We start from the raw sequence: 23,083 nt of genomic DNA, 5'->3' as shown, positions 1-23,083 counted from the left end.
AGAGCGGTCACATCACTTCTGTCGCAGCCGTTGACTTCACTCTCCGGCGGCTCTACTTTCGGCGCGCAACGCGTTCGGTTTGCCGACCCTTGTTCGATATTTCGAAGCTTGGAGCCGCCCGTATGTTTCCCCCACCCCCCGCGCACCCGGCCCGGCGCTGGAGATCCGCCGCCGCCCGGGTACTCGCCCTGCTGCTGACGGTGACCGCCGCCCTGGTGTTCGCCCAGCCCGGCCCGGCCCAGGCCGCGACCTCGCGGCAGATCGCCGTGCCCACCGCCCCGATGGGCTGGGCGTCCTGGAACAGCTTCGCCGCGAAGATCGACTACAACGTCATCAAGCAGCAGGTCGACGCGTTCGTCGCGGCGGGACTGCCGGCGGCCGGATACAAGTACATCAACATCGACGAGGGCTGGTGGCAGGGCACCCGCGACAGCGGGGGCAACATCACCGTCGACGAGTCCGAGTGGCCCGGCGGCATGAGCGCCATCGCCGACTACATCCACAGCAAGGGCCTCAAGGCCGGCATCTACACGGACGCCGGCAAGGACGGCTGCGGCTACTACTACCCGACCGGCCGGCCCGCAGCCCCGGGCAGCGGCAGCGAGGGCCACTACGACCAGGACATGCTCCAGTTCTCGCAGTGGGGCTTCGACTTCGTGAAGGTCGACTGGTGCGGCGGTGACGCCGAGGGCCTCGACGCGGCGACGGCGTACACCGCGATCAGCGGCGCCGTCACGAAGGCGACGGCCGCAACCGGCCGCCCGCTCACCCTCTCCATCTGCAACTGGGGCTACCAGAACACCTGGAACTGGGCCCCCGGCCTCGCCCCGATGTTCCGGACCAGCACCGACATCATCTACTACGGCAACAACCCGTCGATGACGAACCTGCTGTCCAACTTCGACCAGGGCCTGCACCCCACCTCCCAGCACACCGGGTACTACAACGACCCGGACATGCTGATGGTCGGCATGACCGGCTTCACCGCCGCCCAGAACCGCACCCACATGAACCTGTGGGCGGTCTCCGGCGCTCCGCTCCTCGCCGGCAACGACCTGACCACGATGACCACGGAGACGGCGAACATCCTCAAGAACCCCGAGGTCATCGCCGTCGACCAGGACGCGCGCGGCCTCCAGGGCGTCAAGGTCGCCGAGGACACCTCCGGGGCGCAGGTGTACGGCAAGGTCCTCGCCGGCAGCGGCAAGCGTGCCGTCGTCCTGCTCAACCGCACCTCCGCCGCCCAGAACATCACCGTCCGCTGGTCCGACCTGGGTCTGACCAACGCCTCCGCCACCGTCCGTGACCTGTGGGCCCGCGCCGACGTCGGCTCGTACGCCACGAGCTACACGGCGAGCGTCCCGGCGGGCGGCTCCGTCATGCTCACCGTCACCGGCGGCACCGAGGCGTCGGGCAGCACCTACACCGGCACGTCGAGCTTCTCCGGTGTGGTCGCCGGGAACACCGGCCTGAAGGTCGTCGACGTCGCCTACACCAACACGGCCTCCACCGCCCGTACCGCGACGCTGAAGGTCAACGGCCAGACCGCGACGACGGTCTCCTTCCCGCCGACGGGCTCCGCGCAGGGAACCGTCTCCCTCCAGGTGGCCCTGTCGAAGGGCTCGTCCAACACGCTCGCCTTCACGGGCGCCCCGACCCTCGCCGACATCACGGTCAAGCCCCTCGCCGGCGCGAACGGCACCCTCGTCGTCGGCAAGCAGTCAGGGCGCTGCCTGGACCTGTACAACAGCACGATCACCAACGGCACCCAGGCCGAACTGTGGGACTGCAACGGCGGCTCCAACCAGGCCTGGACGTACACCTCCCGCAAGGAACTCGTGGTGTACGGGAACAAGTGCCTGGACGCCTACAACCTCGGTACCACCAACGGCACCAAGGTCGTCATCTGGGACTGCAACGGCCAGAACAACCAGAAGTGGAACGTCAACAGCGACGGCACGATCACCAACGTCAACGCGGGGCTGTGCCTCGACGCCAACGGGGCGGGTACGGCCAACCGCACCCCGATCGTGCTCTGGACCTGCGGCACCGCCGACAACCAGAAGTGGACGCTGACCTGACCCTGCGGACCGGGGCCCCGACCAACGGGCCGGGGCCCCGCCACCCCCCGGGCAGAGGCGTCCGAGCACCGGTTTCGGGGAACCGGCCGGGCGTTTCCCGTGTCTGTCGACATGCCGGACCAGTCGACGTGCGGGACCAGGGGGGACCATGTCGGACACCAGCGAGGCCGAGCCGGCCGGGAGCGGGGGCGGGCGCGTCCGGCGCGCGGTGTTCCGCCTCGTCATGGCCGCCCTGATCCTGCTGCTCGCCGGACGCACCTACCAGGAGACGGCCGTTGCGCTCGCCCGGTCGGACGGATCCCTGCACACCGCCGCGGCGAGCGTGACGGGGCTGACCTCGCACACGGTCTCCGGGTACTCGGGCGGCGGCCAGGCCGGCGGCAGCGGCACGTACTTCACCCACACCGAGTACACCGTCCGACTCGCCCTGGGCGAAGGGCAGAAGAGGGTCGACAAGGTCGCGGACCAGGTCGGGCACGACCTCTGGGTGGGCAAGCGGGTCGTGCTCGGCCTGTGGCACGGCCGGGTCGTGGAGATCGACGGTCAGGACGTCTGGCCCGGCTGGCACTTCGGGACGCTGGACGTGACGCTGATCGTGCTGGCCCCGCTGACGACGGCCTATCTGATCTCGCTCGCCGTGTCCGCCGCCGCCTTCCTGGCGGCCAGGACGGGCCGGGTCCGGGCGAGCCGCGACGACCGCTTCGGGCCGTGTGCGCTGGGGGCGGCCGTCGGCATGGCGGCGCTGCTCGCGCTCCTCGTCGACGCGGCCTTCGGGAACATCCTCCCGTACTGGCCCGCCGTTCCCGTCTGCGCCGGCACGGCGGTGGCACTGGCGAGGCTGAGCGCGGTGATCCGGCGCCTCGGGCGCATTGCCGCCGAGGACACCCCGGCCGGCACGGGAAGCGCGTCCGCGCGAGCCTGAGGCCGGCCGTACCGCGGCGGGCGGCGCGGTCCGAGGTCGGCTCCGCCCCGGCGGGCGGCGCGGGCTGATCGCCCGTGCCCACGACAGCGGCGAGCTGCGGCGCGTGCGGGTACGGCTCACCGGCGCCGGCCGCACCGCGTTCGAACGGCGGGCGGCGGTGTCACACGACGCGGGCGGGACCGCACGGCTCGCAGCGCCGTCCGCAGCAGAGCCACGGACCCGCGCCGACCCGCCGCGGAGACCGGTACCGGCAGCGCGGACCGGGCGGGACGCGACCGCCCCCGTACCGCCCGCACCGAGAAGGTCCAGGTCAGCCGGGAGGTGACCTGGACCCCTGCGGTCTTCCTGCCTACTCGTCCCATGCCTGGATCATGGTCTGCTCGACGATCTTGCCGTCCCGCAGCGTGATCATCGACTCGGCGAGGACGCGCACGCCGTCCGAGTACCGACACGACTCGCTGAAGGCGGCACGGTCGCCCTGGACGATGCACTCCTCGAGCTTGTGGGTCATGTCCCGGCTGTAGACGTCCTCCAGCATCCGGCCGATCTCGTCCCGGCCGTGCAGCACTTTGGGTTGGCTGGGCTGGGAGTTGTGGTCGATGACGCGTATCTCCGCGTCGTCGGCGTAGAGCGACAGCAAAGCCGTCGCGGTGTTGCCCTCCACGCTCCTGCGCAGGGTCTCGGTGTCGAAGGCGGAGCCTGCCGCGGTGCCCATGGTGACCTCCTCGGAGGGCCGCGGCCGTGGGGAGGTCGGGCCGCCCGACCCTCACCTTCGAGGCTCCTCCGGCAGGCCGGGCTCGGCAAGCGCAGCCGGTCACCTCCGCCTGTCGGGTGAGCGCCGCCGCCCACCCGTGTCCGCGAGGGCACCGGTGGCGTTGCTGTAGGCATGATCTCCACTCGACGCATCGCCGCTCTCGCCGCACTCGCCGCCGGGGTCACGGGCCTCGCGGCGCCCATGGCGAGCGCGGCCGAAGCCCCGGCCACCGGCAAAATCAACCCGATGACCGTGCTGGACTCGCTCGCCGCGAGCCAGATTCCCGCGGAGTACCGGGCCGACCTCCCGCCGGTCTCCACGCAACTGCGTGAGCTCGGCAAGGTGAACCAGCTCGACAACCTGAGCGAGCTGCACCAGGTCACCGACCTCGCCGCTCCTGTGGCCGGGCTGCTGCCCGCGATCGACGTCTGAGCGTCTCGTCCTTCCCCCAGGGGGCCGTCCGGCGACCGGGCGGCCCCTACGCGCGTCCGGGCCCGCTCACTCGACCGTCGCCAGGAACTGCGTGGCCGCCAGCTCCGCGTAGAGCGGGTCGCCCGCCACCAGCTCACGGTGCGTCCCCACCGCGCGGACCCGGCCCGCGTCCATGACGACGATCCGGTCGGCCATGGTGACCGTCGACAACCGGTGCGCGACGACGAGGACGGTGGTCGTCCGGGCGACATCGGCGACGGTGTCGCGCAGCGCCGCCTCGTTCACCGCGTCCAACTGGGAGGTCGCCTCGTCCAGGAGGAGGAGCCTCGGGCGGCGCAGCAGCGCGCGGGCGATGGCCACCCGCTGCCGCTCACCGCCGGAGAGCTTCGTCCCGCGATGCCCGACCAGGGTGTCCAGCCCCTGCGGCAGCCGTTCCACCAGACCCTCCAGCCGGGTCGTCTTCAGCACGCCCCGCACGGCGTCGTCGTCCGCCGACGGGTTCCCCAGCAGCAGGTTGTCGCGCAGCGAGCCCGACAGCACGGGGGCGTCCTGCTCGACATAGCCGATGGAGGAGCGCAGCCGGGACAGGTCCCAGTCCGCGAGGTCGCGCCCGTCGAGGGCGATCGTGCCGGACTCCGGGTCGTAGAACCGCTCGATGAGCGAGAACACCGTGGTCTTGCCCGCGCCCGAAGGGCCGACGAACGCGGTCATGCCCCGGGGCGGCACGGTGAACGTCACCCCGTGGTGGACGTACGGCAGGTCGTCGGCGTACCGGAACCGGACGTCGTCGAAGCCCAGCGAGGCCGGTTCGGCGGCGGGCGAGGGCAGCGGCTCGGGCCGGGACGCCGGCTCGGCGGGCAGCCGCAGGGCCTCCTGGATGCGGCTCAGGGCCGCCGAACCCGTCTGGTACTGGGTGATCGCGCCGACGACCTGCTGGATCGGCGACATGAGATAGAAGACGTACAGCAGGAACGCCACCAGCGTGCCGATCTCGATGGCGCCCGTCGCGACCCGCGCCCCGCCCACCGCGAGGACGGTGATGAAGGCCGTCTGCATCGCCAGGCCGGCCGTGTTCCCCGCGGCCGCCGACCACTTGGCGGCCCGCACGCTCTGCCGCCAGGACTCCTCGGCCGCCGCGTGCAGCGTCTCCTCCTCACGGTGCTCGGCGCCCGACGCCTTCACCGTGCGCAGCGCGCCGAGCACCCGCTCCAGCGAGGCGCCCATCACGCCGACGGCGTCCTGCGCCCGGCGGCTCGCCCGGTTGATCCGCGGCACGATCACGCCCAGGACCGTCCCCGCGCAGACGATCACGGCCAGCGTGACCCCCAGCAGCACCGGGTCCACCAGGCCCATCATCACGACCGTGGCGGCCAGCGTGAGCCCGCCGGTGCCGAGGCCCACCAGCGAGTCGGTGGTCACCTCGCGCAGCAGCGTCGTGTCGGAGGTGATCCGGGCCATGAGATCGCCGGGCTCGCTCCGGTCGACGGCCGTGATCCGCAGCCGCAGCAGATACGAGGAGAGCGCCCGCCGCGCGCCGAGCACCACCGACTCCGCGGTGCGCCGCAGCACGAACGAACCCAGCGCGCCCACCGCCGAGTTGGCGACGACCAGTGCCGTCAGCGCGAGCAACGCGCCGGATATCGAACGGTCCTGGCCCAGGTCGTCGATCAACTTCCGTGCCACCAGGGGCAGAAGCAGCCCGGTGGCGCCGGTGACGAGGGACAGCGCCGCACCCGCCAGGAGGGACCGTCGGTGTGGCCGTACGTAGTCGAGCAACAGCCGCCACGGGGGCCGGTCGCCGGCGGTCTCTGCGATGGTCACGGGGCTCCTCGGGAGGTCGGGTCGCAGGCCTCAGGCTACGTGGGCCGCAGCGCGGTGCGGCCGGGAAGGGCGTGTTCAGGGCGGGCGTCGGCCCCGCCGCCCGTGCCCTTACCGATCAGTCACGCGTAGGGTCGGCAGCGGGACGGACGACCGCCGACGAAAGGGGCAGCACCATGCCGCAGGAAGTGCGCGCAGTGATCGCGCCGGGGAAGAACGAGCCGGTACGGGTGGAGACGATCGTGGTCCCCGACCCCGGTCCCGGCGAGGCCGTGGTGCAGGTGCAGGCCTGCGGGGTCTGCCATACCGACCTGCACTACAAGCAGGGCGGGATCAACGACGAGTTCCCCTTCCTGCTCGGCCATGAGGCGGCGGGTGTCGTGGAGTCGGTCGGCGAGGGCGTCACCGACGTCGCTCCCGGCGACTTCGTCATCCTGAACTGGCGTGCGGTGTGCGGGCAGTGCCGGGCGTGTCTGCGCGGCAGGCCCTGGTACTGCTTCGACACCCACAACGCCAAGCAGCGGATGACCCTGACCGACGGCACCGAGCTGTCCCCGGCGCTCGGCATCGGGGCGTTCGCGGAGAAGACCCTGGTGGCGGCCGGGCAGTGCACGAAGGTCGACGCGTCGGTGTCGGCGGCGGTGGCGGGGCTCCTGGGCTGCGGGGTGATGGCCGGTATCGGTGCGGCGATCAACACCGGCAACGTGGGCCGCGGTGACACGGTCGCGGTGATCGGCTGCGGCGGTGTCGGCGACGCGGCGATCGCCGGGTCGAACCTGGCCGGCGCGGCGAAGATCATCGCCGTCGACATCGACGACCGCAAACTCGAGACCGCCCGCACGATGGGCGCCACACACACGGTCAACTCCAAGGAGACCGACCCCGTCGAGGCGATCCGTGAGCTGACCGGCGGCTTCGGCGCGGACGTGGTGATCGAGGCCGTCGGCCGTCCGGAGACCTACAAGCAGGCCTTCTACGGCCGTGACCTGGCCGGCACGGTCGTCCTGGTCGGCGTGCCGACGCCGGAGATGAAGCTCGAGCTGCCCCTGCTGGACGTCTTCGGGCGCGGCGGGGCACTGAAGTCCTCCTGGTACGGCGACTGTCTGCCCTCCCGTGACTTCCCGATGCTGATCGACCTGCATCTGCAAGGCCGCCTGGATCTGGGGGCGTTCGTGACCGAGACCATCCGACTCGACGAGGTGGAGCAGGCGTTCGAGCGGATGCACCACGGAGACGTCCTTCGCTCGGTGGTGGTGCTGTGATGGCCGCGCGCATCGAACGCCTCGTCACCTCGGGCCGGTTCAGCCTCGACGGCGGCACCTGGGACGTCGACAACAACGTGTGGATCGTCGGCGACGACCACGAGGCGATCGTCATCGACGCCGCGCACGACGCCGAAGCCATCCTGGCCGCCGTGGGCGACCGCCGGCTGACGGCCATCGTGTGCACCCACGCCCACAACGACCACATCGACGCCGCGCCCGCCCTCGCCGACGCGACCGGCGCCACGATCTGGCTGCACCCCGACGACCTGCCGCTGTGGAAGCTCACCCACCCGGACCGCGAGCCCGACGCCCATTTGGCCGACGGCCAGGTCATCGAGGCCGCCGGCACCGACCTCACGGTCCTGCACACCCCCGGGCACGCGCCCGGCGCGGTCTGCCTCCACGACCCCGGCCTCGGGGTGCTCTTCACCGGCGACACCCTCTTCCAGGGCGGACCCGGCGCCACCGGTCGCTCCTACTCCCACTTCCCGACGATCATCACCTCCATCAAGGACCGGCTGCTCGCCCTGCCGCCCGAGACGAAGGTGCTGACCGGTCACGGCGACACGACGACCATCGGCGCGGAGGCCCCCCATCTGGAGGAGTGGATCGCCCGGGGGCACTGAGAGCGACCGCGGCCCGCGCCCGACCGGGTGACCCGGCGGGGAAAAGCCGACAGGAGATGTCCGGCTTCCGCGCGATCCTCGTTCACGCCATCGATCCTCGATGACGACACCGACGGAACACGCGCAGGAGGTCGGACATGTCCGGTCCGCTGGAAGGCAAGGTCGCCCTGGTCGCCGGGGCGACACGGGGTGCGGGACGCGGCATCGCCGTGGAACTGGGGGCGGCAGGTGCCACCGTCTACGTGACGGGGCGCACCACCCGCGCCCGGCGCTCCGAGAGCGACCGCCCCGAGACGATCGAGGACACCGCCGACCTGGTCACCGAGGCGGGCGGTCACGGCATCGCCGTGCCCACCGACCACCTCGATGCGGCCCAGGTCCGCGCCCTCGTCGACCGGGTCGCGGACGAGCAGGACCGCCTCGACGTCCTCGTCAACGACATCTGGGGCGCCGAGCACCTCTTCGCCTGGGACACCCCGGTCTGGGAGCACGACCTGGACAACGGGCTCCGGCTGCTCCGGCTCGCCGTCGAGACCCACGCGATCACCAGCCACCACGCGCTGCCGCTGCTGCTGCGCCGGCCCGGCGGACTGGTCGTCGAGATGACCGACGGCACCACCGAGTACAACCGCGACACCTATCGCGTGAACTTCTTCTACGACCTCGCCAAGACATCCGTCCTGCGCATGGCCTTCGCCCTCGGCCACGAACTCGGGCCGCGCGGCGCCACCGCCCTCGCGCTCACCCCCGGCTGGCTGCGGTCGGAGCTGATGCTCGAGAACTTCGGTGTGCGCGAGGACAACTGGCGGGACGCCCTGGACCGTTTCCCCCACTTCGCCATCTCGGAGACACCCCGCTACGTCGGCCGGGCGGTCGCCGCCCTGGCCGCCGACCCCGACGTGGCCCGCTTCAACGGGCGGTCCCTGTCCAGCGGAGGCCTCGCCCCGGTGTACGGCTTCACCGACCTCGACGGCAGCCGCCCGGACGCCTGGCGCTACATGGTCGAGGTGCAGGACCCAGGGAAGGCGGCGGACACCACCGGCTACCGCTGAGCGCTCAGGCGCCGGAGAGCGGAGCGGTCGCCCAGCGCGCCGGGTGCCCCGGCGGCAGGGCGAGATCCTCGCGCACGGCCGCGTAGTAGCCCTCCCGGCCGGCCCGCTGCCGCTCCAGCAGCGCCTGCCAGGCCCGCGGGTCGTGCGTCCCCTCGCGCATGAACCGTTCCATGTCCATCACCGTGGTCACCCACACCCGCGCCCGATCCACCACCTCCCGGCTGCCCAGCATGATCAGCGCCTCTCCGGCCGGGTCGCGTCCGTCGGTCGCCTCCGCGAGCAGCGGCTCGGCCTGCGCGGGGGACAGGGGGTGCGGGTGCGGGTCGTTGCCGAGGTGGGAGGCGACGCGGTAGGTCAGGTTCACCGACTTCTTCAGCGCCCGCGCGTAGTCGCCGTACACGCTCAGCCGCCGCTCCTCCCACCGGGCCGCCGTCTCGCGCCGGAACCGGGCCCCGTCGCTGCGCACGATCGCCAGATACGAGCCGAGGGCACCGACCACGACACCTATGAGAGCGGGAAGTTGCTGGAGGAAAGCGGACATCTCCGCACGGTCTCCGTCCTGTTGACGTGGTAGAGGCGCTTAACCGCCCGTGCAGATCTTTTCACTTGTCCGCCCGGAGAACGTCGGGCAGCGTGCAACCGTGCACACCCCCACCGAGCCGACCGCCTCACCCTGGCGCGTCCGCGACTTCCGCGTCCTGTTCTCGGCCACCGCGCTGAGCCAACTCGGCACGAACGTGAGTTACGTCGCCGTACCTCTCGTCGCGGTGACCGCGCTCGATGCGCGTCCCGGACAGGTCGGTGCCCTGGCCGCGCTGAGCACGGTCGCGTTCCTGTTCATCGGGCTGCCGGCCGGGGTCTGGGTGGACCGGATGCGGCACGGCCGCATCCTGATCGGCGCGGACCTGGGCCGGGCGGTGCTGTTCTCCTCCGTGCCCGTCGCCTGGTGGTCCGGCACGCTCACCCTCGCCCAGCTGTACGCGGTGGTCCTGCTCAACGGGTGCGCGACCGTGTTCTTCGACGTCGGCTCGCAGAGCGTGCTGCCCCGGCTCGTCGACCGCGCCGCCCTGGTGCGGGCCAATACGGCCGTCGTGAGCCTCCAGGCCGCGGGCAACATCGCGGGACGCGGCGCGGGCGGCGGACTCGTCCAACTGCTCACCGCACCCGTGGCCGTGCTCTGCGCGGCCGGCGCCTACCTCGTCTCCGCGCTCCAGCTCTGCGCGCTGCGGCCGGGCGACGAACCGCCGCGCCCGGCGCCCGAGAGCCGGCTGGGCGCCCAGATCGCGGAGGGCGTACGGCACGTCCTCGGCGACCGGGAGCTGCGGGCGCTCGCGCTCACCGCCGCCCTCAGCAACTTCGGCTCGCAGATCGTCACCACCATGCTGCCGATCCTGTTCGTCCGTGAACTCGGCCTCTCCGCAGGCGCGTTGGGTCTGTTCTGGGGAGCGGGCGGGCTCGGGCTGCTGCTCGGCGCGTGGTGCGCCCGCCCGCTGGCGGCACGCCTCGGACACGGCAGGGCACTCGGCCTCACCGGCCTGGCCCTGGCACCCGCGGCCCTGCTCGTACCCCTGGTCGGCCGGGGGCCCTGGCTGTGGATCGCGGGGGCGGCCTGGGTGCTGACCCTGCTCAAGACCGGCGTGGACAACGTCCTCGGCGTGAGCCTGCGCCAGCGGATGACCCCGGACGCCCTCCTGGGCCGGATGAACGCCACCTTCCGCTTCCTCCTGACCGGGGCGCTGGCCGTGGGCGCCGCCGTCTCCGGCCTCATCGGCGAACTGGCCGGAGTGCGGGCCACCCTCTGGGTGGGCGGCGCGCTGCTGGCGGTGAACTTCCTGCCCGTCTTCCTCTCCCCGGTCCGCGCCCGCCGCGAACTTCCGCACCAGCGGGGCACGGCGGCGATCAGCCGGAAAGTGCCGCGGTGAGCGCCTTCAGCACCCGCTCCCCGTCCGCCGGCGACGTACGCCAGTTGCTGAACGCCGCCCGCAGCGCCGGCACCCCGCCGTACACCGTCGGCGTCAGGAACGCCTCCCCGGACGCGGCCACGGCCTCCCCGAGCGCGCCGACCCGCTCCTGCGTCGGGTCGTCGGCGAGGGTGAAGCAGACGACGTTCAGCCGCACCGGGGCAAGCAGCCGCAGCCCGTCCAGCGCGGCGACCCCCGCACCGAGCCGGGCCGCGAGGTCCACGCTCCGCTCGACGATCTCGCGGTGCCCGGCCCGCCCGTAGGCCACCAGCGAGAACCAGGCAGGCAGCGCCCGCAGCCGCCGCGAGTTCTCCGGTGTGAGATGGACGAAGTCGGGCTCGCCGGTGGGCAGCCCGAGATACGGCGAGGCGTTGTGGAAGACCCGCACCTGGAGGTCGCGGCGGCGGGTGAACTGCACGGCCGCGTCGTACGGCACGTTGAGCCACTTGTGCAGGTCCACACAGACCGAGTCGGCCGCGTCGAGCCCGTCCACGAGGTGCGCGTACGCGGGGGAGAGCGCGGCGAAACCGCCGAACGCCGCGTCCACGTGCAGCCAGAAGTCGTACCGCTCCTTCAGGGCCGCGATCGCCCGCAGATCATCGAAGTCGACGGTGTTGACGGTGCCCGCGTTGGCCACGACGACCGCCGGCCGCCCGTCCAGCGCGGCCAGCGCCGTCTCGAGCGCCTCGACGTCGACGGCCTCCCGGCCGTCGAGCACGGGCACCTGCCGCAGCCGGTCCCGGCCGATGCCCAGCACCGAGAGCGCCTTGGCGACACTGGAGTGGGGGCTGCCCGAGAGCACCTCCACGGGCCCCAGCGCGGCCACGCCCTCACGCGACACGTCCACCCCCAGCCGCTCGCCCAGCCACTCACGGGCGACGGCGAGCCCGACGGTGTTGGAGACCGTCGCGCCCGTCACGAACGCCCCGCTGTGCGCCTCGCCCAGACCGAACAGCTCACGCAGCCAGGCCACCGTCTCCCGCTCCAGCGCCGCCGCCCACGAGCCGCCCGCCCCGGAGACGTTCTGGTCGTACGCGCCGGTCAGCCAGTCCCCGGCGACCGACGCGGGCGTCGCCCCGCCCGTGACGAAGCCGAGGTAGCGCGGCCCGGCCGAGCCGGAGAACCCGGGCGCCCAGTGCGCGGCGAACCGCGCGAGAGCGCCCTCGGCCCCGGTCCCCTCGTCGGGCAGGGCCACCCGGTCGGGCGCCCCGTCGAGGCGGACCACCGGCCGCTCCGCCAGGCCGGTCACCTCACGGACGGCGAAGTCACGGGCGCACTGGAGGAGGTCGGGCAGCCGGGAGAGATCGTCGGCGAGAGTGCGATGCATACGGCGAGCCTAGGACGGGGGCGCCGGGCGGCGACTGGTCCACCTGAGGGAAACTGGATCGATGCACGATGGTTTCGCCGCCGCCCTCGGCGCCTGGCGCGAGCGCCCCGGACCGCTGGCCCGCTCCCTCGCCGACGCCGTGCGCGAGGCGGTGGTCGACGGCAGACTGCCGCCCGGCACCCGGCTGCCCTCCGAACGCGACCTGGCCCGCGCCCTGCCGCTCAGCCGCGGCACGGTCGTCGCCGCCCTCGCCCTCCTGCGGGACGAGGGCTGGCTGCGCACCCGGCACGGCAGCGGCAGTACCGTGCGGCTGCCCGGCCGCCTCACCGAACGCACCGCCCCCTGGTCCCAGGACCGCGGCGGAGCGGGCGACACCGCACTCGACCTCACCCTCGCGGTGACCGCAGCCCCGCACGAGGCCTACCTCGCCGCCCTGGCCCGCGCCACCGAACGCGCCGGGACCCTTCTGGTCGACGCGGGCACGGCCGGCCCGGGGCTGCCCCGACTGCGCGCACTTCTCGCCGACCGCTACACCCGGGCCGGGCTGCCCACCCGCACGGAGCAGATCCTCGTCACCTCCGGCGCCCAGTCCGCGCTCACCCTGCTCCTCGACCAGCTGCACACCGACCGCCGCCGCCCGGTCGCCGTCGAGAGCCCCACCTACCCCGGGGCCCTGGCCGTGCTGCGCCGCCGCCGCGCCCGGCTGCTGCCGCTGCCCGTCTCGGCGTCGGACGGCTGGGACACCGACCGCCTAGAGGACGCCGTACGCAGCCGGGGCGCCCGGCTCGCCTATCTGACACCGGACTTCCACAACCCCACCGGCGCCCACATGACCGGGGCGACCCGCGCCCGGGTCGCCCGTCTCCCGCTGACCGTCCTCGCCGACGAGACGATGCGCGACCTCGACCTGCGCACCCCGCCCGGCACCGAGCCGTACCTCGCCGGACCCGGCGTGATCCAGATCGGCTCGGCCGCCAAGACCGTGTGGAGCGGCCTGCGCATCGGCTGGATCCGCACGAGCGCCGACCTCGTGGGGAGCCTGTGCGCCAACCCCCTCCAGACCTTGCTGTCCCCGCCGCCCCTGGAACAGCTCATCGCCTGCGAGCTGCTGGCCGACGACAGCGGCTTCGCCGGCGTTCTCGCCGACCGCAGGGCCCGGCTGCGCGCCCAGCGCGACCATCTGGCACAACTCCTCGACGGCACCGGATGGACCTACGAGCTCCCGCACGGCGGACTGACCCTGTGGCTGCACCTGGGGACGGCCACCCGGGCCGCCGACCTCGCGACCCGGGCCGCCGCCCGCGGACTCGCCGTGACCCCGGGCCCGCATTTCGCCGTGGACGGGACGACTCTCGTCCACCACCTGCGGCTGCCGTTCACGGCCACCCCGGAGGCGCTCGGCCGCGCGGTGCGGCTGCTGCGCGAGTGTCCGGCGAACTGACGCGAAGTTCACTGTTTCGTCACAGCCCGGATCGGACTACAACCGACGCCCCCGGAGAGCTGTCTAGGAGGGTGAGATCGCCACTGATGTGCCAGGGAGAGGGCAGCCATGGGGGACATACGCAGACGAGGGGCCGTCGTGCTCGGGCTCACGGGCCTGGTCGCGCCGTTGACGCTGGCGCTGGGCGCCGGGCCGGCGCAGGCCGCCAGTTGTACGACGACGGCCGGGCCATACCAGAAGCAGGTCGAGAAGTTCCTCGGCCGGCCCGTCGACGGCAAGCAGTCGACCACCGACTGCAAGGCCATCCGGGCCTTCCAGACCAAGCACGGCATCACCCCGAACATCGGCTACGCCGGGCCCGTCACCTGGGGCGTGATGGACCTCATGAACAAGCAGAAGGCGGTCGGCAACAAGCCCAACAAGGCCGGCAAGTGCCCGACCAACAAGGGCCGCATCGCCTGCGTCAACCTCACCCTCCAGATCAGCTGGATCCAGGACGGCAGCAAGCTCGTCTACGGGCCCGTCCCGGTCCGTACCGGCCGCAACGGGTACGAGACCCGCACCGGTCTGAAGAAGATCTACTGGCGGAACATCGACCACGTGTCGACCATCTACAACGTGCCGATGCCCTACAGCCAGTTCTTCGACGGCGGCCAGGCCTTCCACTCGGTCGGTCTGAGCATGTGGAACCCGCCGGGCTCCCACGGCTGCGTCAACATGACCACCACGACCGCCAAGAAGTACTGGTCGCTGCTGAAGAACGGCGACGACGTCTTCGTGTACGGCCGCAAGCCGGGCACCTGAGTCCACCCAGGTCGCTGACGTGGCGCGGGCGCCCGGCCGTCCGGGGCGTCACTCCCCGGGCGCGTCCCCGAAGTCCGGGATCTCCAGCCTGGCCCCGCCCTGCCGCGCGGACTCGTGCGCGATGATGCCCGGCAGGGTGTAGCGGGCCGCGACCCAGGCGTTCACGGACGGGAGCGTACGGGTGCCGACCGCGGTCACGAAGTCGTCCACCAGGAAGTGGTGGCTGCCCTCGTGCCCGTTGTGCAGTTCGTCGAACTCCCGCGGCAGCCGCGCACGGTCGTGCACCGGTGCCGAACCCGAGGTGAAGGCGGCCCGCAGATCGGGCGCGATGTGCTGGAGCGACGGGTCGTCGGGGGACAGGGTGGGCTTGGGTTCGAGCAGCTCGCTGATGTCCTTCACCCCGTTCTTGTCCTGCCACAGCGCCACCGTCGCGAGCTGCTCCATGCTCGCCTCGGTACCGAAGAAGCGGAAACGGGACTCGCGGATGTGGGACGGGTATCCCACCCGCCGGAACTCGTTGGTGCGGAACGAACCGCCGCCCGCCACCTCGAACAGCGCGGTGGCGTTGGAGAAGTCGTTGCCGAACCGGCTGACCTCCTTGTCGAAGACACCGTCCCCCCGCCCGTCGACGACACCGATCGCCGACACGCTCACCGCGTGCGTCCCCCAGGCGCCCAGCACGCCGCCCACCGAGTGCGTCGGGTACAGCAGCGGGGGATAGCTGGCGGTCTCCTTCCAGTTCTCGCCGCCGCTGTACCGGTAGGCCTCGTAGAAGCCGAGGTCCATGTCGTGGACGTAGTCGCCCTCGGCGTAGAAGATCCGCCCGAAGGCGCCCTCCGCGATCTGGTTGCGGGCGTGCACGGTCGCCGGGTTGTACTGGCTGGTCTCACCCATCATGTACGTCAGCCCGGTCGCCCTGACGGCGTCGATGATCGCCGCGATCTCCTCGGTGGTGATCGCCATGGGGACGGCGGAGTACACGTGCTTGCCCGCCTCCAGGCCCTGGAGAACCAGCGGGCCGTGCGTCCAGCGCTGGGTGAAGACGGCGACCGCGTCGACCGCCTCGGACGCCAGCATCGCCTCGTAACTGGGGAACGTCCCGGTCAGGCCCACGTCGGCGGCGAGCCGCTCGGCGCGCTCGGGCAGCAGATCGGTGACGTACACGTCACCGACCCCGGGGTGGGCCAGGAACAGCGTGGCGAACTGGCCCGAGAACTGTCCGGCACCGACGATGCCGAGGGAGAACGTCATGGGTGGCTGTGCCCTTCACTGGTCGAGAATCAGGTTGATCTGGCTGTTGGTCCGGTCGAGACCGCTCACGGAGCTGCCGTTACCGAAGATGTCCTGCATGGCGGGGTGCATGAGCGCGTACACGTCGGCCGCGTAGTTGGTGATCGGATACGAGAAGGTGGTGAAGTCCTTCTTGTCGGCGACCGGTTCGGTGAACGCGCCGACGTCGATGCCCTTCTTCTCGTACGCCGCCACCGCGGCCTTCGTGCCGTCGGGCGTCGCCGGGAAGACGATCCCGTAACTCCCCACCGTCCGCTGGCACTCGTCCGACGCCAGGTAGGAGACCCACTTCTTCGCGCCCGCCTTGTTGCGGGCGTTCCTGGTGATCGAGTCGGCGAGGCCGTTCATCATCGTGGCGCGCTTGCCGGTCGGGCCGGCGGGCGTGACGGCGGTGCCGATGTCCAGGCCCTTGAAACCGTCGTACGACGAGATCATCCACGCGCCGTCGAAGGCGGCGGCCGCCTTGCCCGCGGCCACCTGGGTGTTGGCCTGGTTGGACTGGGAGTTGTAGTCGGTGAAGGGCACCATGTAGCCCTTCTTCGCCAGGCCGAAGTACCACTCGACGACCGACTGGAAGGTCTTGCTGTCGTACCGGTACTTCGTGCCCCACCGCTTCTGGTCCGTGTAGGTCCAGCCGGCGGAGGCGGTGAAGGTGCTCCACTGGGTCTGGCCGTCGCCGTCCCCGCCGCCGTTGGTGGCGAGGCCGTACACCTTGACGTGGTTCTTGTCGAAGCCGGGCTCGTCGCCCCGCCTGCCCTTGGTGTCGACGGTGAGATGCGCGATGGCCTTCTCGAAGGTGCCGCCGTCCTCGGGGTTCCAGGACAGGCCGTTCAGCTGCGCGGCGGTGAGGCCCGCGGCCTCCGCCAGTTCGCGGTTGTAGAAGAGGGCGACGGTGTCCCAGTCCTTCGGGGCGCCGTAGCGCCGGCCGTCCTGGCCCATCCAGTTGGCGCCGAGCCCCGGCTGGTAGTCGGCGTCGTCGATGCCCAGGTCGTCGAGCGGTTCCAGCACCTTCAGGTCGGCGAACTGGCCGAACTTCTGGATGTGGTCGGTGAACACGTCCGGCTCGGTGCCCGCGATGAAGCTCGCGGTGAGCTTGGTCCAGTAGTCGTCCCAGCCCAACTGGGTGATCTTCACGGTGAGTCCGGGGTTCTGCTTCTCGAAGTCCTTCGCGCACGCCTCGTAGGCGGGCTGCTGGTTGGCGTCCCACAGCCAGTACGTCACCGTGTCCGCCGACGACCCGGCGCCCCCCTGGGCACAGCCGCTCACCAGGGACAGCCCGAGCACCCCGGCCAGTGCGGTGAGCGTACGCATCCGTATCCGCATGTCCGTCCCCATTACTTGATCCCGGTGAAGCTGATGGTGCTGACGATGCGGCGGGCGAAGAACCCGAAGAGGACGAGCATGGGCAGGGCGGCGATGAGCGTCGCCGCCATCAGGCCCGACCAGTCGGTGCCGGTCTGCGGGGTCTGTGCCCGGAAGACGGCCAGCGCCACGGTGAGCACCCGTGAGCCGTCGCTGTAGGACACCATCAACGGCCAGAAGTAGTCGTTCCAGGAGGTGATGTACGTCAGCACGGCCAGGGTCAGTACCGGCGTGGACGCCATCGGCAGCAGCACCCGGAAGAAGATCCGCACCTTCCCGGCACCGTCGAGCAGTGCCGCTTCCTCGACCTCTCGCGGGACGTTCATGAAGAACTGGCGCAGGAAGAACACCGCGAACGGCGTCATGAACATCGTCGGCAGGGCGATCCCCAACAGGGAGTCCACCAGGCCGAGTTCCTTGATGAGCACGAAGTTCGGCAGCAGGGTGAAGATGGTCGGGACCATCAGACCGGCGAGGAACAGGGCGAACACCTTGTCCCGGCCGCGCCAGCGAAGGCGGGCGAAGGCGTACGCGGCCATGGCGGAGAAGAAGATCTGGCAGACGGTGACGAGGGTCGAGACGACCACCGAGTTGAGCAGATACCGCCAGAACCTCAGCCCGCCGCCCGCCCCGCCCTGGGCGATCGCCTCCTTGGTGGACTGCAGGCCGAGCGCTCGTTCGAAGCCGCCCGCGGTCGGATCGACCGGCAGGGGATCGCCCGGGCTCGCGGCGAGCCCGGAGTTGGTGGACAGCGCGGTGCGCAGGATCCAGTAGAACGGCAACAGGGTGACGAGCACGATCATGGCCAGCACCACCCAGGCCACGATCCGCCCGGGGGTGGGCCGGCGCCTGACGGGCCGTACGGGTGTCGCCTGTGGTGCCGGTGCCGTCGGGACGGTCACAGCGGTCATGTCGACTCCTTCCGCTCAGCCGAGGTCGGTCTGACCGGCTCGGGTGAGCCGGTACTGGACGAAGGTGATCGCGCTGAGCACGACGAGCAGGGCCACCGACATCGCGGAGGCGTAACCGAACTGGAAGCGGCCGAAGGCGGCGCCGTAGATGTAGTACTGGAGCACGTTGGTGGCGTCCGCCGGGCCGCCCCTGGTGGTCACGGCGACGGTGTCGAACACCTGGAACGAACCGATCACCGTCATGATCAGCACGACCGCGAGGACCGGACGCAACAGCGGCATCGTGATCCGCCAGAACATCCGCCACTCGCTCGCGCCGTCCACCTTCGCCGCCTCGTACATGTCGTTCGGGATGGCCTGGAGGCCGGCGAACAGCAGCAGCGCGGTGTAGCCGACGTGCCGCCACACATTGATCAGGGCGATCGTGGGGATCGCCCAGGTCTCGTCCGCCAGGAACGGGATGCGGTCGAAACCGAGCGCCGCGACGATCTCGTTGCCGACGCCGAGCTGGGTGTCCAGGATCCAGAGCCAGACGATGCCGGCGACGACGTTCGACATCAGATAGGGCGTGAGCACGATCCCGCGCAGCAGCGCCGACTGCGTCAGCCGCTGGAGCAGTACGGCGATCGCCAGCGCCGAGACCGTCTGCACCCCGATGTTGATGACCACGTAGACGACCGTGACCCTGAGGGAGCTCCAGAAGATCGGGTCGTGCGCCATGCGCACGTAGTTGTCGAAGCCCACCCATTCCGCCGGCGTGAGCAGGTTGAAGCGGGTGAAGCTCAGGTAGATGCCGCGCAGCGTCGGCCAGAGCAGGAAGACGACGAATCCCAGCAGGGCCGGCGCGATGAACACGGCGGCGAGCCGCCCGTCACCCCGGCTCTCGCCCGTCCCCGGCCGCCGGTCCGTCCTCGACTTGGTCGCGGTCCGCTCGGCGCCGCCCGGTGGCAGGCGCGACGGTGGGCTGCTGGAGGCGATGGTCATCGTGAGACTCCCTTGTCCGCGGCGGCTCGTCCTCGGGCACTTACTTTTGTGGCGAAAGAATCCAGCCGTCAAGGGGTCGGCGAACATCTTTTGTGGAGGCCGTGCGGCCCGTATTCTGACCTAGATACTTCCAAGGCAAAAGAAATCAGCGATCGTGTGGGAGTCTGACCCTCATGACCACAGGTACCGCCAGCTGGCTGCCGCTGAGCCCGGGGGAGCGCTCGGTCGCCATCGAGGTGCTCGTCCACGGCCCCCTCTCGCGCACCGACCTCGCGCGGCGGCTCAACCTCTCCGCCGGCAGTCTCACCCGGCTGACCAAACCGCTGATCGAGTCGGGACTGCTGGTCGAGGTGCCCGACGGGGGCACCGCGGAGGAGACACGGCAGGGGCGCCCCTCACAGCCGCTCGACGTGGTCGCCCAGTCCCGCTCCTTCATCGGCTTCAAGATCACCGGTGACATGGTGTACGGCGTCGTCACCACCCTGCGCAGCGACATCGTCGCCCGTCACGACCGCCCGCTCCGCACGCACGACCCCGAAGAGGTCGTCGCGCTGCTGGGTGAGATGACCGACGAACTGGCCCGCGCCCATCCCGGCCTCGCCGGGATCGGCATCGGGGTGGGCGGGCGGGTCGAGGACCGTGCGACGGTCGGGGAGTCGCCCTTCCTCGGGTGGCGGGACATCCCGCTGGCCGCACTGGTCGAGGAGCGCACCGGGCTTCCCGTGGTCCTGGAGAACGACGTCGCCGCCCTGGTGGAGGCCGAGACCTGGTTCGGCGCGGGCCGCGGGCTCGACCGGTTCGTGGTCCTCACCATCGGTGCGGGCTTCGGCTACGGCCTGGTCCTGTCGGGCAGGCGGGTGCCCTGCGTCGAGGAGGACGGCGGCTTCGGCCGGCACATCATCATCGACCCCAGCGGCCCGCTCACCCCCGACGGGGAACGCGGCAGCGCCGTCTCGCTGCTGACCATCCCCAGCATCCGCTACCAGGTCCAGGCCGCCACCGGCCGTGAGCACACGTACGAGGAGATCCTCGCCCTGGCCGCGGCCGGGGAGCCGATGCCCGCCCGGGTCGTCGACGAGGCGGCCCGCGCGCTGGGCACCCTGATCGCGCAGATCGCCCACTTCGTCATGCCGCAGAAGATCCTGCTCGCCGGTGAGGGGGTCGGTCTGATGGACGTCGGCGGGGCGACGGTGGAGGCGGCCGTCCGCGCCCACCGGCATCCGCTGGCCGCCCCGGTGGCCCTGGAGACCAAGGTGTCGGACTTCCACGACTGGGCGCGCGGCGCCGCCGTACTGGCCATTCAGGTGCTGGTCCTCGGCGCCGCGGAGGGGTGAACGGTGCGCTGGGGGTTGACAGATGGACGTGATCAGTAACACGTCCGTTATGTCCGGTTCATTCGTGATGACTCACGTGGTCTTCACTTCCGAAGCCGTAAGCTTCACGCCATGTCCACCACTGTTGAATCCCTCTCCGAGCGATCGGCCGCAGAGGTCAACGAGGAGATCCGGGCCCTGTGGCTCCGGTCGGGCGGGACACTGAGCGTCGAGCAGCGTGCGGAATACCAGCGGCTCGTCCTGGAGTGGGCCGCCGCTCCGTCCTCCGTCGAAGCGGCCTGACAACCACCCGGCCGCGGGGCCGCCCGACGGCGGCGCCCCGCACCGGGCACCCCCCGGCCGTCACCCCCATGTCGCCGAGTAGTACCGCTGGTAGGCCTTGCGGTCCTGCTCGGCGCGGAAGTACCGGGTCGCGACGAGCGCGACCATACTGCCCGCGATGACCAGCAGACCGGGGCCGATGTTCCTGGGGTCGGTCAGCCGGGCGGCCAGGGTTTCGCTGACTCCGCTCTCCGTCACGGGAGTGGTCGTACCAGGCGATGCCGCGCCCGGGGAGAGCCCCGCCTGGGTGGAGGAGGCCGACGGCGCGGGATCGGCGGACGAGGTGGAAGCGCCGGCGTTGTCGGAGGGGGCGGCCACGATCAGCTGTACGCCGAGCTGGGCCAGCGCCCTGGTCACCGGCTGGAAGAACGTCGTCCCGCCGGTGGTGCAGTCGCCGCTGCCGCCCGAGGTGACACCGAGGGCGATGCCGTCGGAGAACATCGGACCACCGCTGTCGCCCGGTTCGGCGCACACACTCGTCTCGATGAGCCCGCTGACCGTGCCCTCCGGATAGTTCACCGTCGCGTCCAGACCGGTGACCTCGCCGTCACGCAATCCGCTGGTGCTGCCGCTGCGGAAGACCCGCTGGCCGACGGCCGCATCGCCGGTGCCCGTGATCCGCACCCCGTTGCCGTTGCCGATGGCCACCACGTCGGCGCCCGCGCCGGCCTTGCCGCTCGCGTACTGCACCAGGGAGAAGTCGCCGCCGGGGAAGTTGGAGTTCACCGTCCGGCCCACCTGCTGCTTGGCCTGGTTGTCCGCGAACCAGGTGGAGCCGGTGGGCCCGCAGTGCCCGGCGGTGAGGATGAAGTCGTTCGTCCCGTTGGTCACGTTGAAGCCGGCCGAACAGCGGCCGCCGGTCGACAGGATCGGCTGGGCGCCGTTGATCCGGGTGGTGAACTCGCCGGTGGTGCGCTCCATGCGGACGAAGCTGCCGATGCCGGTGGCCGTCTGCGTCAGCTGTGACCAGTCGCCGGCCGACACGGTGCTGTCGGCCTGCACGACGACCTGGTTCGTCCGGTAGTCCATCACCCAGGCGGTGCCGGGCACCTTGGGCGCCGAACGCAAGGTGGCCGTGGCCGACTTGAGCTCGTTCATGCTGTGCGGGACGACCTTGGCCTCGGCGCCCGCCGCCCGGACCGTGTCGGCCGTCTCCTCGTCGGTGACGGCGACGACCGGGCGCCCGTCGGCGCCGAGCCAGGTGCCCGCCGTGCGCGAGGTGCCGAGCTTCTTGACGAGGGTCGCCCCCGGATTCGTGACGACGGACTCCGCCGCACTGCGCGGCGCCGCGGCCGTGCCGCCCGGCTCGCTCGCCATGGCCGCCTGCGTGACCATGGCCCCTCCCAGGAGGAGTCCGCCGACGGCCGCCAGCCGTGTCACTCGCCGGACGGTCCGTCGTCGTACATGCCTCATGTCATGGCTCCCGAAACCCTGAACGCACGGCCTCAACACCGCGGGGCGCTCCGGTCGTTGAGTGCCCTCACCTCCATACGTGCGAGGACCCCGCAGCGTTCAGCGCGGAGGTGATCACCTCACGGTTTGCGTGCCACCCCGCCGAACATCGCGACCTCGTCCGGTTCGGCCCCGCCCGCGATGTCCTGCGGACGCCAGCGCGAGCAGGACACGACGCCCGGCTCCAGCAGCTCCAGACCGTCGAAGAAGCGGGCCACGTCCTTCGGGGTGCGCTGGGTCAGCTTCGGCGTGCCGTGCTCGTTCCAGAACGTGACGGCCTCGTCCACATCGGGCATCGCCGGGCTGGTGACGGTGTGCGAGAGCACCAGATGACTGCCCGCGGGCAGCCGGTCGACCAGGCGCCGCACCAGGCCGTAAGGGTCCTCGTCGTCGCCGACGAAGATGACCACGCCGAGCAGCATCAGGGCGACGGGCGCGTCGAAGTCCAGCGTCTTCGAGGCGTGTTCGAGGAGCGCGTCGACGTTGCGCAGATCCTCGTCGAGATAGTCGGTGCGGCCCTCGGGCGTGCTGGTGAGCAGGGCGCGGGCGTGTGCGAGGACCAGCGGGTCGTTGTCGACGTAGACGGTCCGGGAGTCCGGGGCGAGACGCTGCGCGACCTCGTGCGTGTTGTCCGCGGTGGGCAGCCCGGTCCCGATGTCGAGGAACTGCCGGACGCCGGCCTCGGTCACCAGGTGCTGCACGGCACGGCCCAGGAAGAGCCGGTCGGCGCGGGCGTATGCGCCGATGCCCGGATGTAACTCCCTGATCCGGTCGCCGGTGGCCCGGTCGACCTCGTAGTTGTCCCTGCCGCCGAGCCAGTAGTTCCAGATGCGGGCGGTGTGCGGCCGGGAGGTGTCGATACGGAGGGACGGCGACTGGGCGGCCGCTTCGACGGTCGGCGCGTTCTCGGTCACGGGCAGGCTCCTGTACGGAAGAAGGGGAGCGG

21 protein-coding genes are annotated in these 23,083 nt (G+C 71.4%); 11 read left to right on the top strand and 10 right to left on the bottom strand.

Annotated elements, in window-relative coordinates:
- Positions 1-122: 122 nt before the first annotated feature.
- Positions 123-2,081: a ricin-type beta-trefoil lectin domain protein gene (locus OG933_RS05710; RefSeq protein WP_362519706.1), complete on the top strand. Its 1,959-nt coding sequence runs from the start codon at positions 123-125 to the stop codon at positions 2,079-2,081.
- A gap of 148 nt (positions 2,082-2,229) precedes the next feature.
- Positions 2,230-3,003 carry a hypothetical protein gene (locus OG933_RS05705; protein ID WP_362519709.1) on the top strand — a complete coding sequence of 258 codons (774 nt, stop codon included), beginning with the start codon at positions 2,230-2,232 and terminating at the stop codon, positions 3,001-3,003.
- 349 nt (positions 3,004-3,352) lie between these two features.
- On the opposite strand, the gene OG933_RS05700 is transcribed toward OG933_RS05705, so the two are convergent.
- Positions 3,353-3,718 (bottom strand): nuclear transport factor 2 family protein, encoded by a 366-nt coding sequence (locus OG933_RS05700; RefSeq protein WP_020129008.1) that lies wholly within the window; start codon positions 3,716-3,718, stop codon positions 3,353-3,355.
- 171 nt (positions 3,719-3,889) lie between these two features.
- On the opposite strand from OG933_RS05700, the gene OG933_RS05695 reads away from it, so the two are divergent.
- Positions 3,890-4,189 (top strand): hypothetical protein, encoded by a 300-nt coding sequence (locus tag OG933_RS05695; protein WP_362519713.1) that lies wholly within the window; start codon positions 3,890-3,892, stop codon positions 4,187-4,189.
- A 66-nt stretch (positions 4,190-4,255) separates the two neighbouring features.
- Here OG933_RS05695 and OG933_RS05690 read toward each other — a convergent pair whose 3' ends face one another.
- Entirely contained in the window at positions 4,256-6,010 is a 1,755-nt protein-coding gene (locus OG933_RS05690; RefSeq protein ID WP_362519716.1) for an ABC transporter ATP-binding protein, read from the bottom strand.
- A gap of 173 nt (positions 6,011-6,183) precedes the next feature.
- Here OG933_RS05690 and OG933_RS05685 point away from each other — a divergent pair, with 173 nt between their 5' ends.
- From OG933_RS05685 to OG933_RS05675, 3 genes are all read left to right on the top strand, one after another.
- Positions 6,184-7,269 (top strand): S-(hydroxymethyl)mycothiol dehydrogenase, encoded by a 1,086-nt coding sequence (locus OG933_RS05685; RefSeq protein WP_362519719.1) that lies wholly within the window; start codon positions 6,184-6,186, stop codon positions 7,267-7,269.
- On the top strand, positions 7,269-7,898 hold the full coding sequence (locus tag OG933_RS05680; protein ID WP_362519722.1) for an MBL fold metallo-hydrolase: 630 nt from the start codon (positions 7,269-7,271) through the stop codon (positions 7,896-7,898). The genes OG933_RS05685 and OG933_RS05680 overlap by 1 nt, the downstream gene beginning before the upstream one ends.
- Positions 7,899-8,035: 137 nt before the next feature.
- Positions 8,036-8,950 (top strand): SDR family oxidoreductase, encoded by a 915-nt coding sequence (locus OG933_RS05675; protein ID WP_405625711.1) that lies wholly within the window; start codon positions 8,036-8,038, stop codon positions 8,948-8,950.
- Between the two features lie 4 nt (positions 8,951-8,954).
- Here OG933_RS05675 and OG933_RS05670 read toward each other — a convergent pair whose 3' ends face one another.
- Entirely contained in the window at positions 8,955-9,491 is a 537-nt protein-coding gene (locus OG933_RS05670) for a hypothetical protein (RefSeq protein WP_405625710.1), read from the bottom strand.
- A gap of 100 nt (positions 9,492-9,591) precedes the next feature.
- On the opposite strand from OG933_RS05670, the gene OG933_RS05665 reads away from it, so the two are divergent.
- The gene (locus OG933_RS05665) at positions 9,592-10,872 is read left to right on the top strand and encodes an MFS transporter (protein WP_405625708.1); all 1,281 of its coding nucleotides are present in this window, start codon (positions 9,592-9,594) and stop codon (positions 10,870-10,872) included.
- On the opposite strand, the gene OG933_RS05660 is transcribed toward OG933_RS05665, so the two are convergent.
- Positions 10,850-12,238: a pyridoxal-dependent decarboxylase gene (locus OG933_RS05660; protein WP_362519735.1), complete on the bottom strand. Its 1,389-nt coding sequence runs from the start codon at positions 12,236-12,238 to the stop codon at positions 10,850-10,852. The genes OG933_RS05665 and OG933_RS05660 overlap by 23 nt on opposite strands.
- Positions 12,239-12,299: 61 nt before the next feature.
- On the opposite strand from OG933_RS05660, the gene OG933_RS05655 reads away from it, so the two are divergent.
- Together OG933_RS05655 and OG933_RS05650 are read left to right on the top strand one after the other, a co-directional pair.
- Positions 12,300-13,679, top strand: a complete 1,380-nt coding sequence (locus tag OG933_RS05655; protein ID WP_405625706.1) for a PLP-dependent aminotransferase family protein — start codon at positions 12,300-12,302, stop codon at positions 13,677-13,679.
- A gap of 108 nt (positions 13,680-13,787) precedes the next feature.
- Positions 13,788-14,483 carry a L,D-transpeptidase family protein gene (locus tag OG933_RS05650; protein WP_142267478.1) on the top strand — a complete coding sequence of 232 codons (696 nt, stop codon included), beginning with the start codon at positions 13,788-13,790 and terminating at the stop codon, positions 14,481-14,483.
- A 48-nt stretch (positions 14,484-14,531) separates the two neighbouring features.
- Here OG933_RS05650 and OG933_RS05645 read toward each other — a convergent pair whose 3' ends face one another.
- From OG933_RS05645 to OG933_RS05630, 4 genes are read right to left on the bottom strand one after another with little or no spacing between them, the layout of a single operon-like run.
- Positions 14,532-15,734: a Gfo/Idh/MocA family protein gene (locus tag OG933_RS05645; protein ID WP_405625703.1), complete on the bottom strand. Its 1,203-nt coding sequence runs from the start codon at positions 15,732-15,734 to the stop codon at positions 14,532-14,534.
- Positions 15,735-15,749: 15 nt separating this feature from the next.
- On the bottom strand, positions 15,750-17,084 hold the full coding sequence (locus OG933_RS05640; RefSeq protein WP_362519746.1) for a sugar ABC transporter substrate-binding protein: 1,335 nt from the start codon (positions 17,082-17,084) through the stop codon (positions 15,750-15,752).
- Between the two features lie 23 nt (positions 17,085-17,107).
- The gene (locus tag OG933_RS05635; protein ID WP_405625701.1) at positions 17,108-18,046 is read right to left on the bottom strand and encodes a carbohydrate ABC transporter permease; all 939 of its coding nucleotides are present in this window, start codon (positions 18,044-18,046) and stop codon (positions 17,108-17,110) included.
- A gap of 15 nt (positions 18,047-18,061) precedes the next feature.
- Positions 18,062-19,030: a carbohydrate ABC transporter permease gene (locus tag OG933_RS05630; RefSeq protein WP_267023019.1), complete on the bottom strand. Its 969-nt coding sequence runs from the start codon at positions 19,028-19,030 to the stop codon at positions 18,062-18,064.
- 173 nt (positions 19,031-19,203) lie between these two features.
- Between OG933_RS05630 and OG933_RS05625 the strand changes: the two genes are divergently transcribed.
- On the top strand, positions 19,204-20,364 hold the full coding sequence (locus tag OG933_RS05625; RefSeq protein WP_405625699.1) for an ROK family protein: 1,161 nt from the start codon (positions 19,204-19,206) through the stop codon (positions 20,362-20,364).
- Between the two features lie 111 nt (positions 20,365-20,475).
- Complete coding sequence (locus OG933_RS05620; protein WP_020129024.1) at positions 20,476-20,646, top strand: hypothetical protein; 171 nt, start codon at positions 20,476-20,478, stop codon at positions 20,644-20,646.
- Between the two features lie 60 nt (positions 20,647-20,706).
- Here OG933_RS05620 and OG933_RS05615 read toward each other — a convergent pair whose 3' ends face one another.
- Positions 20,707-22,098, bottom strand: coding sequence for a S1 family peptidase (locus OG933_RS05615; RefSeq protein ID WP_327186643.1), 1,392 nt, complete (start codon positions 22,096-22,098; stop codon positions 20,707-20,709).
- A 119-nt stretch (positions 22,099-22,217) separates the two neighbouring features.
- The gene (locus OG933_RS05610) at positions 22,218-23,051 is read right to left on the bottom strand and encodes an SAM-dependent methyltransferase (RefSeq protein WP_405625698.1); all 834 of its coding nucleotides are present in this window, start codon (positions 23,049-23,051) and stop codon (positions 22,218-22,220) included.
- Positions 23,052-23,083 lie beyond the last annotated feature (32 nt).

This window comes from Streptomyces sp. NBC_00016, assembly GCF_045040885.1.
GTDB lineage: Bacteria > Actinomycetota > Actinomycetes > Streptomycetales > Streptomycetaceae > Streptomyces > Streptomyces coriariae.
The sequence above is the reverse complement of the archived record's forward strand: the minus strand, read 5'-3'. Positions and strand labels throughout refer to the sequence as shown.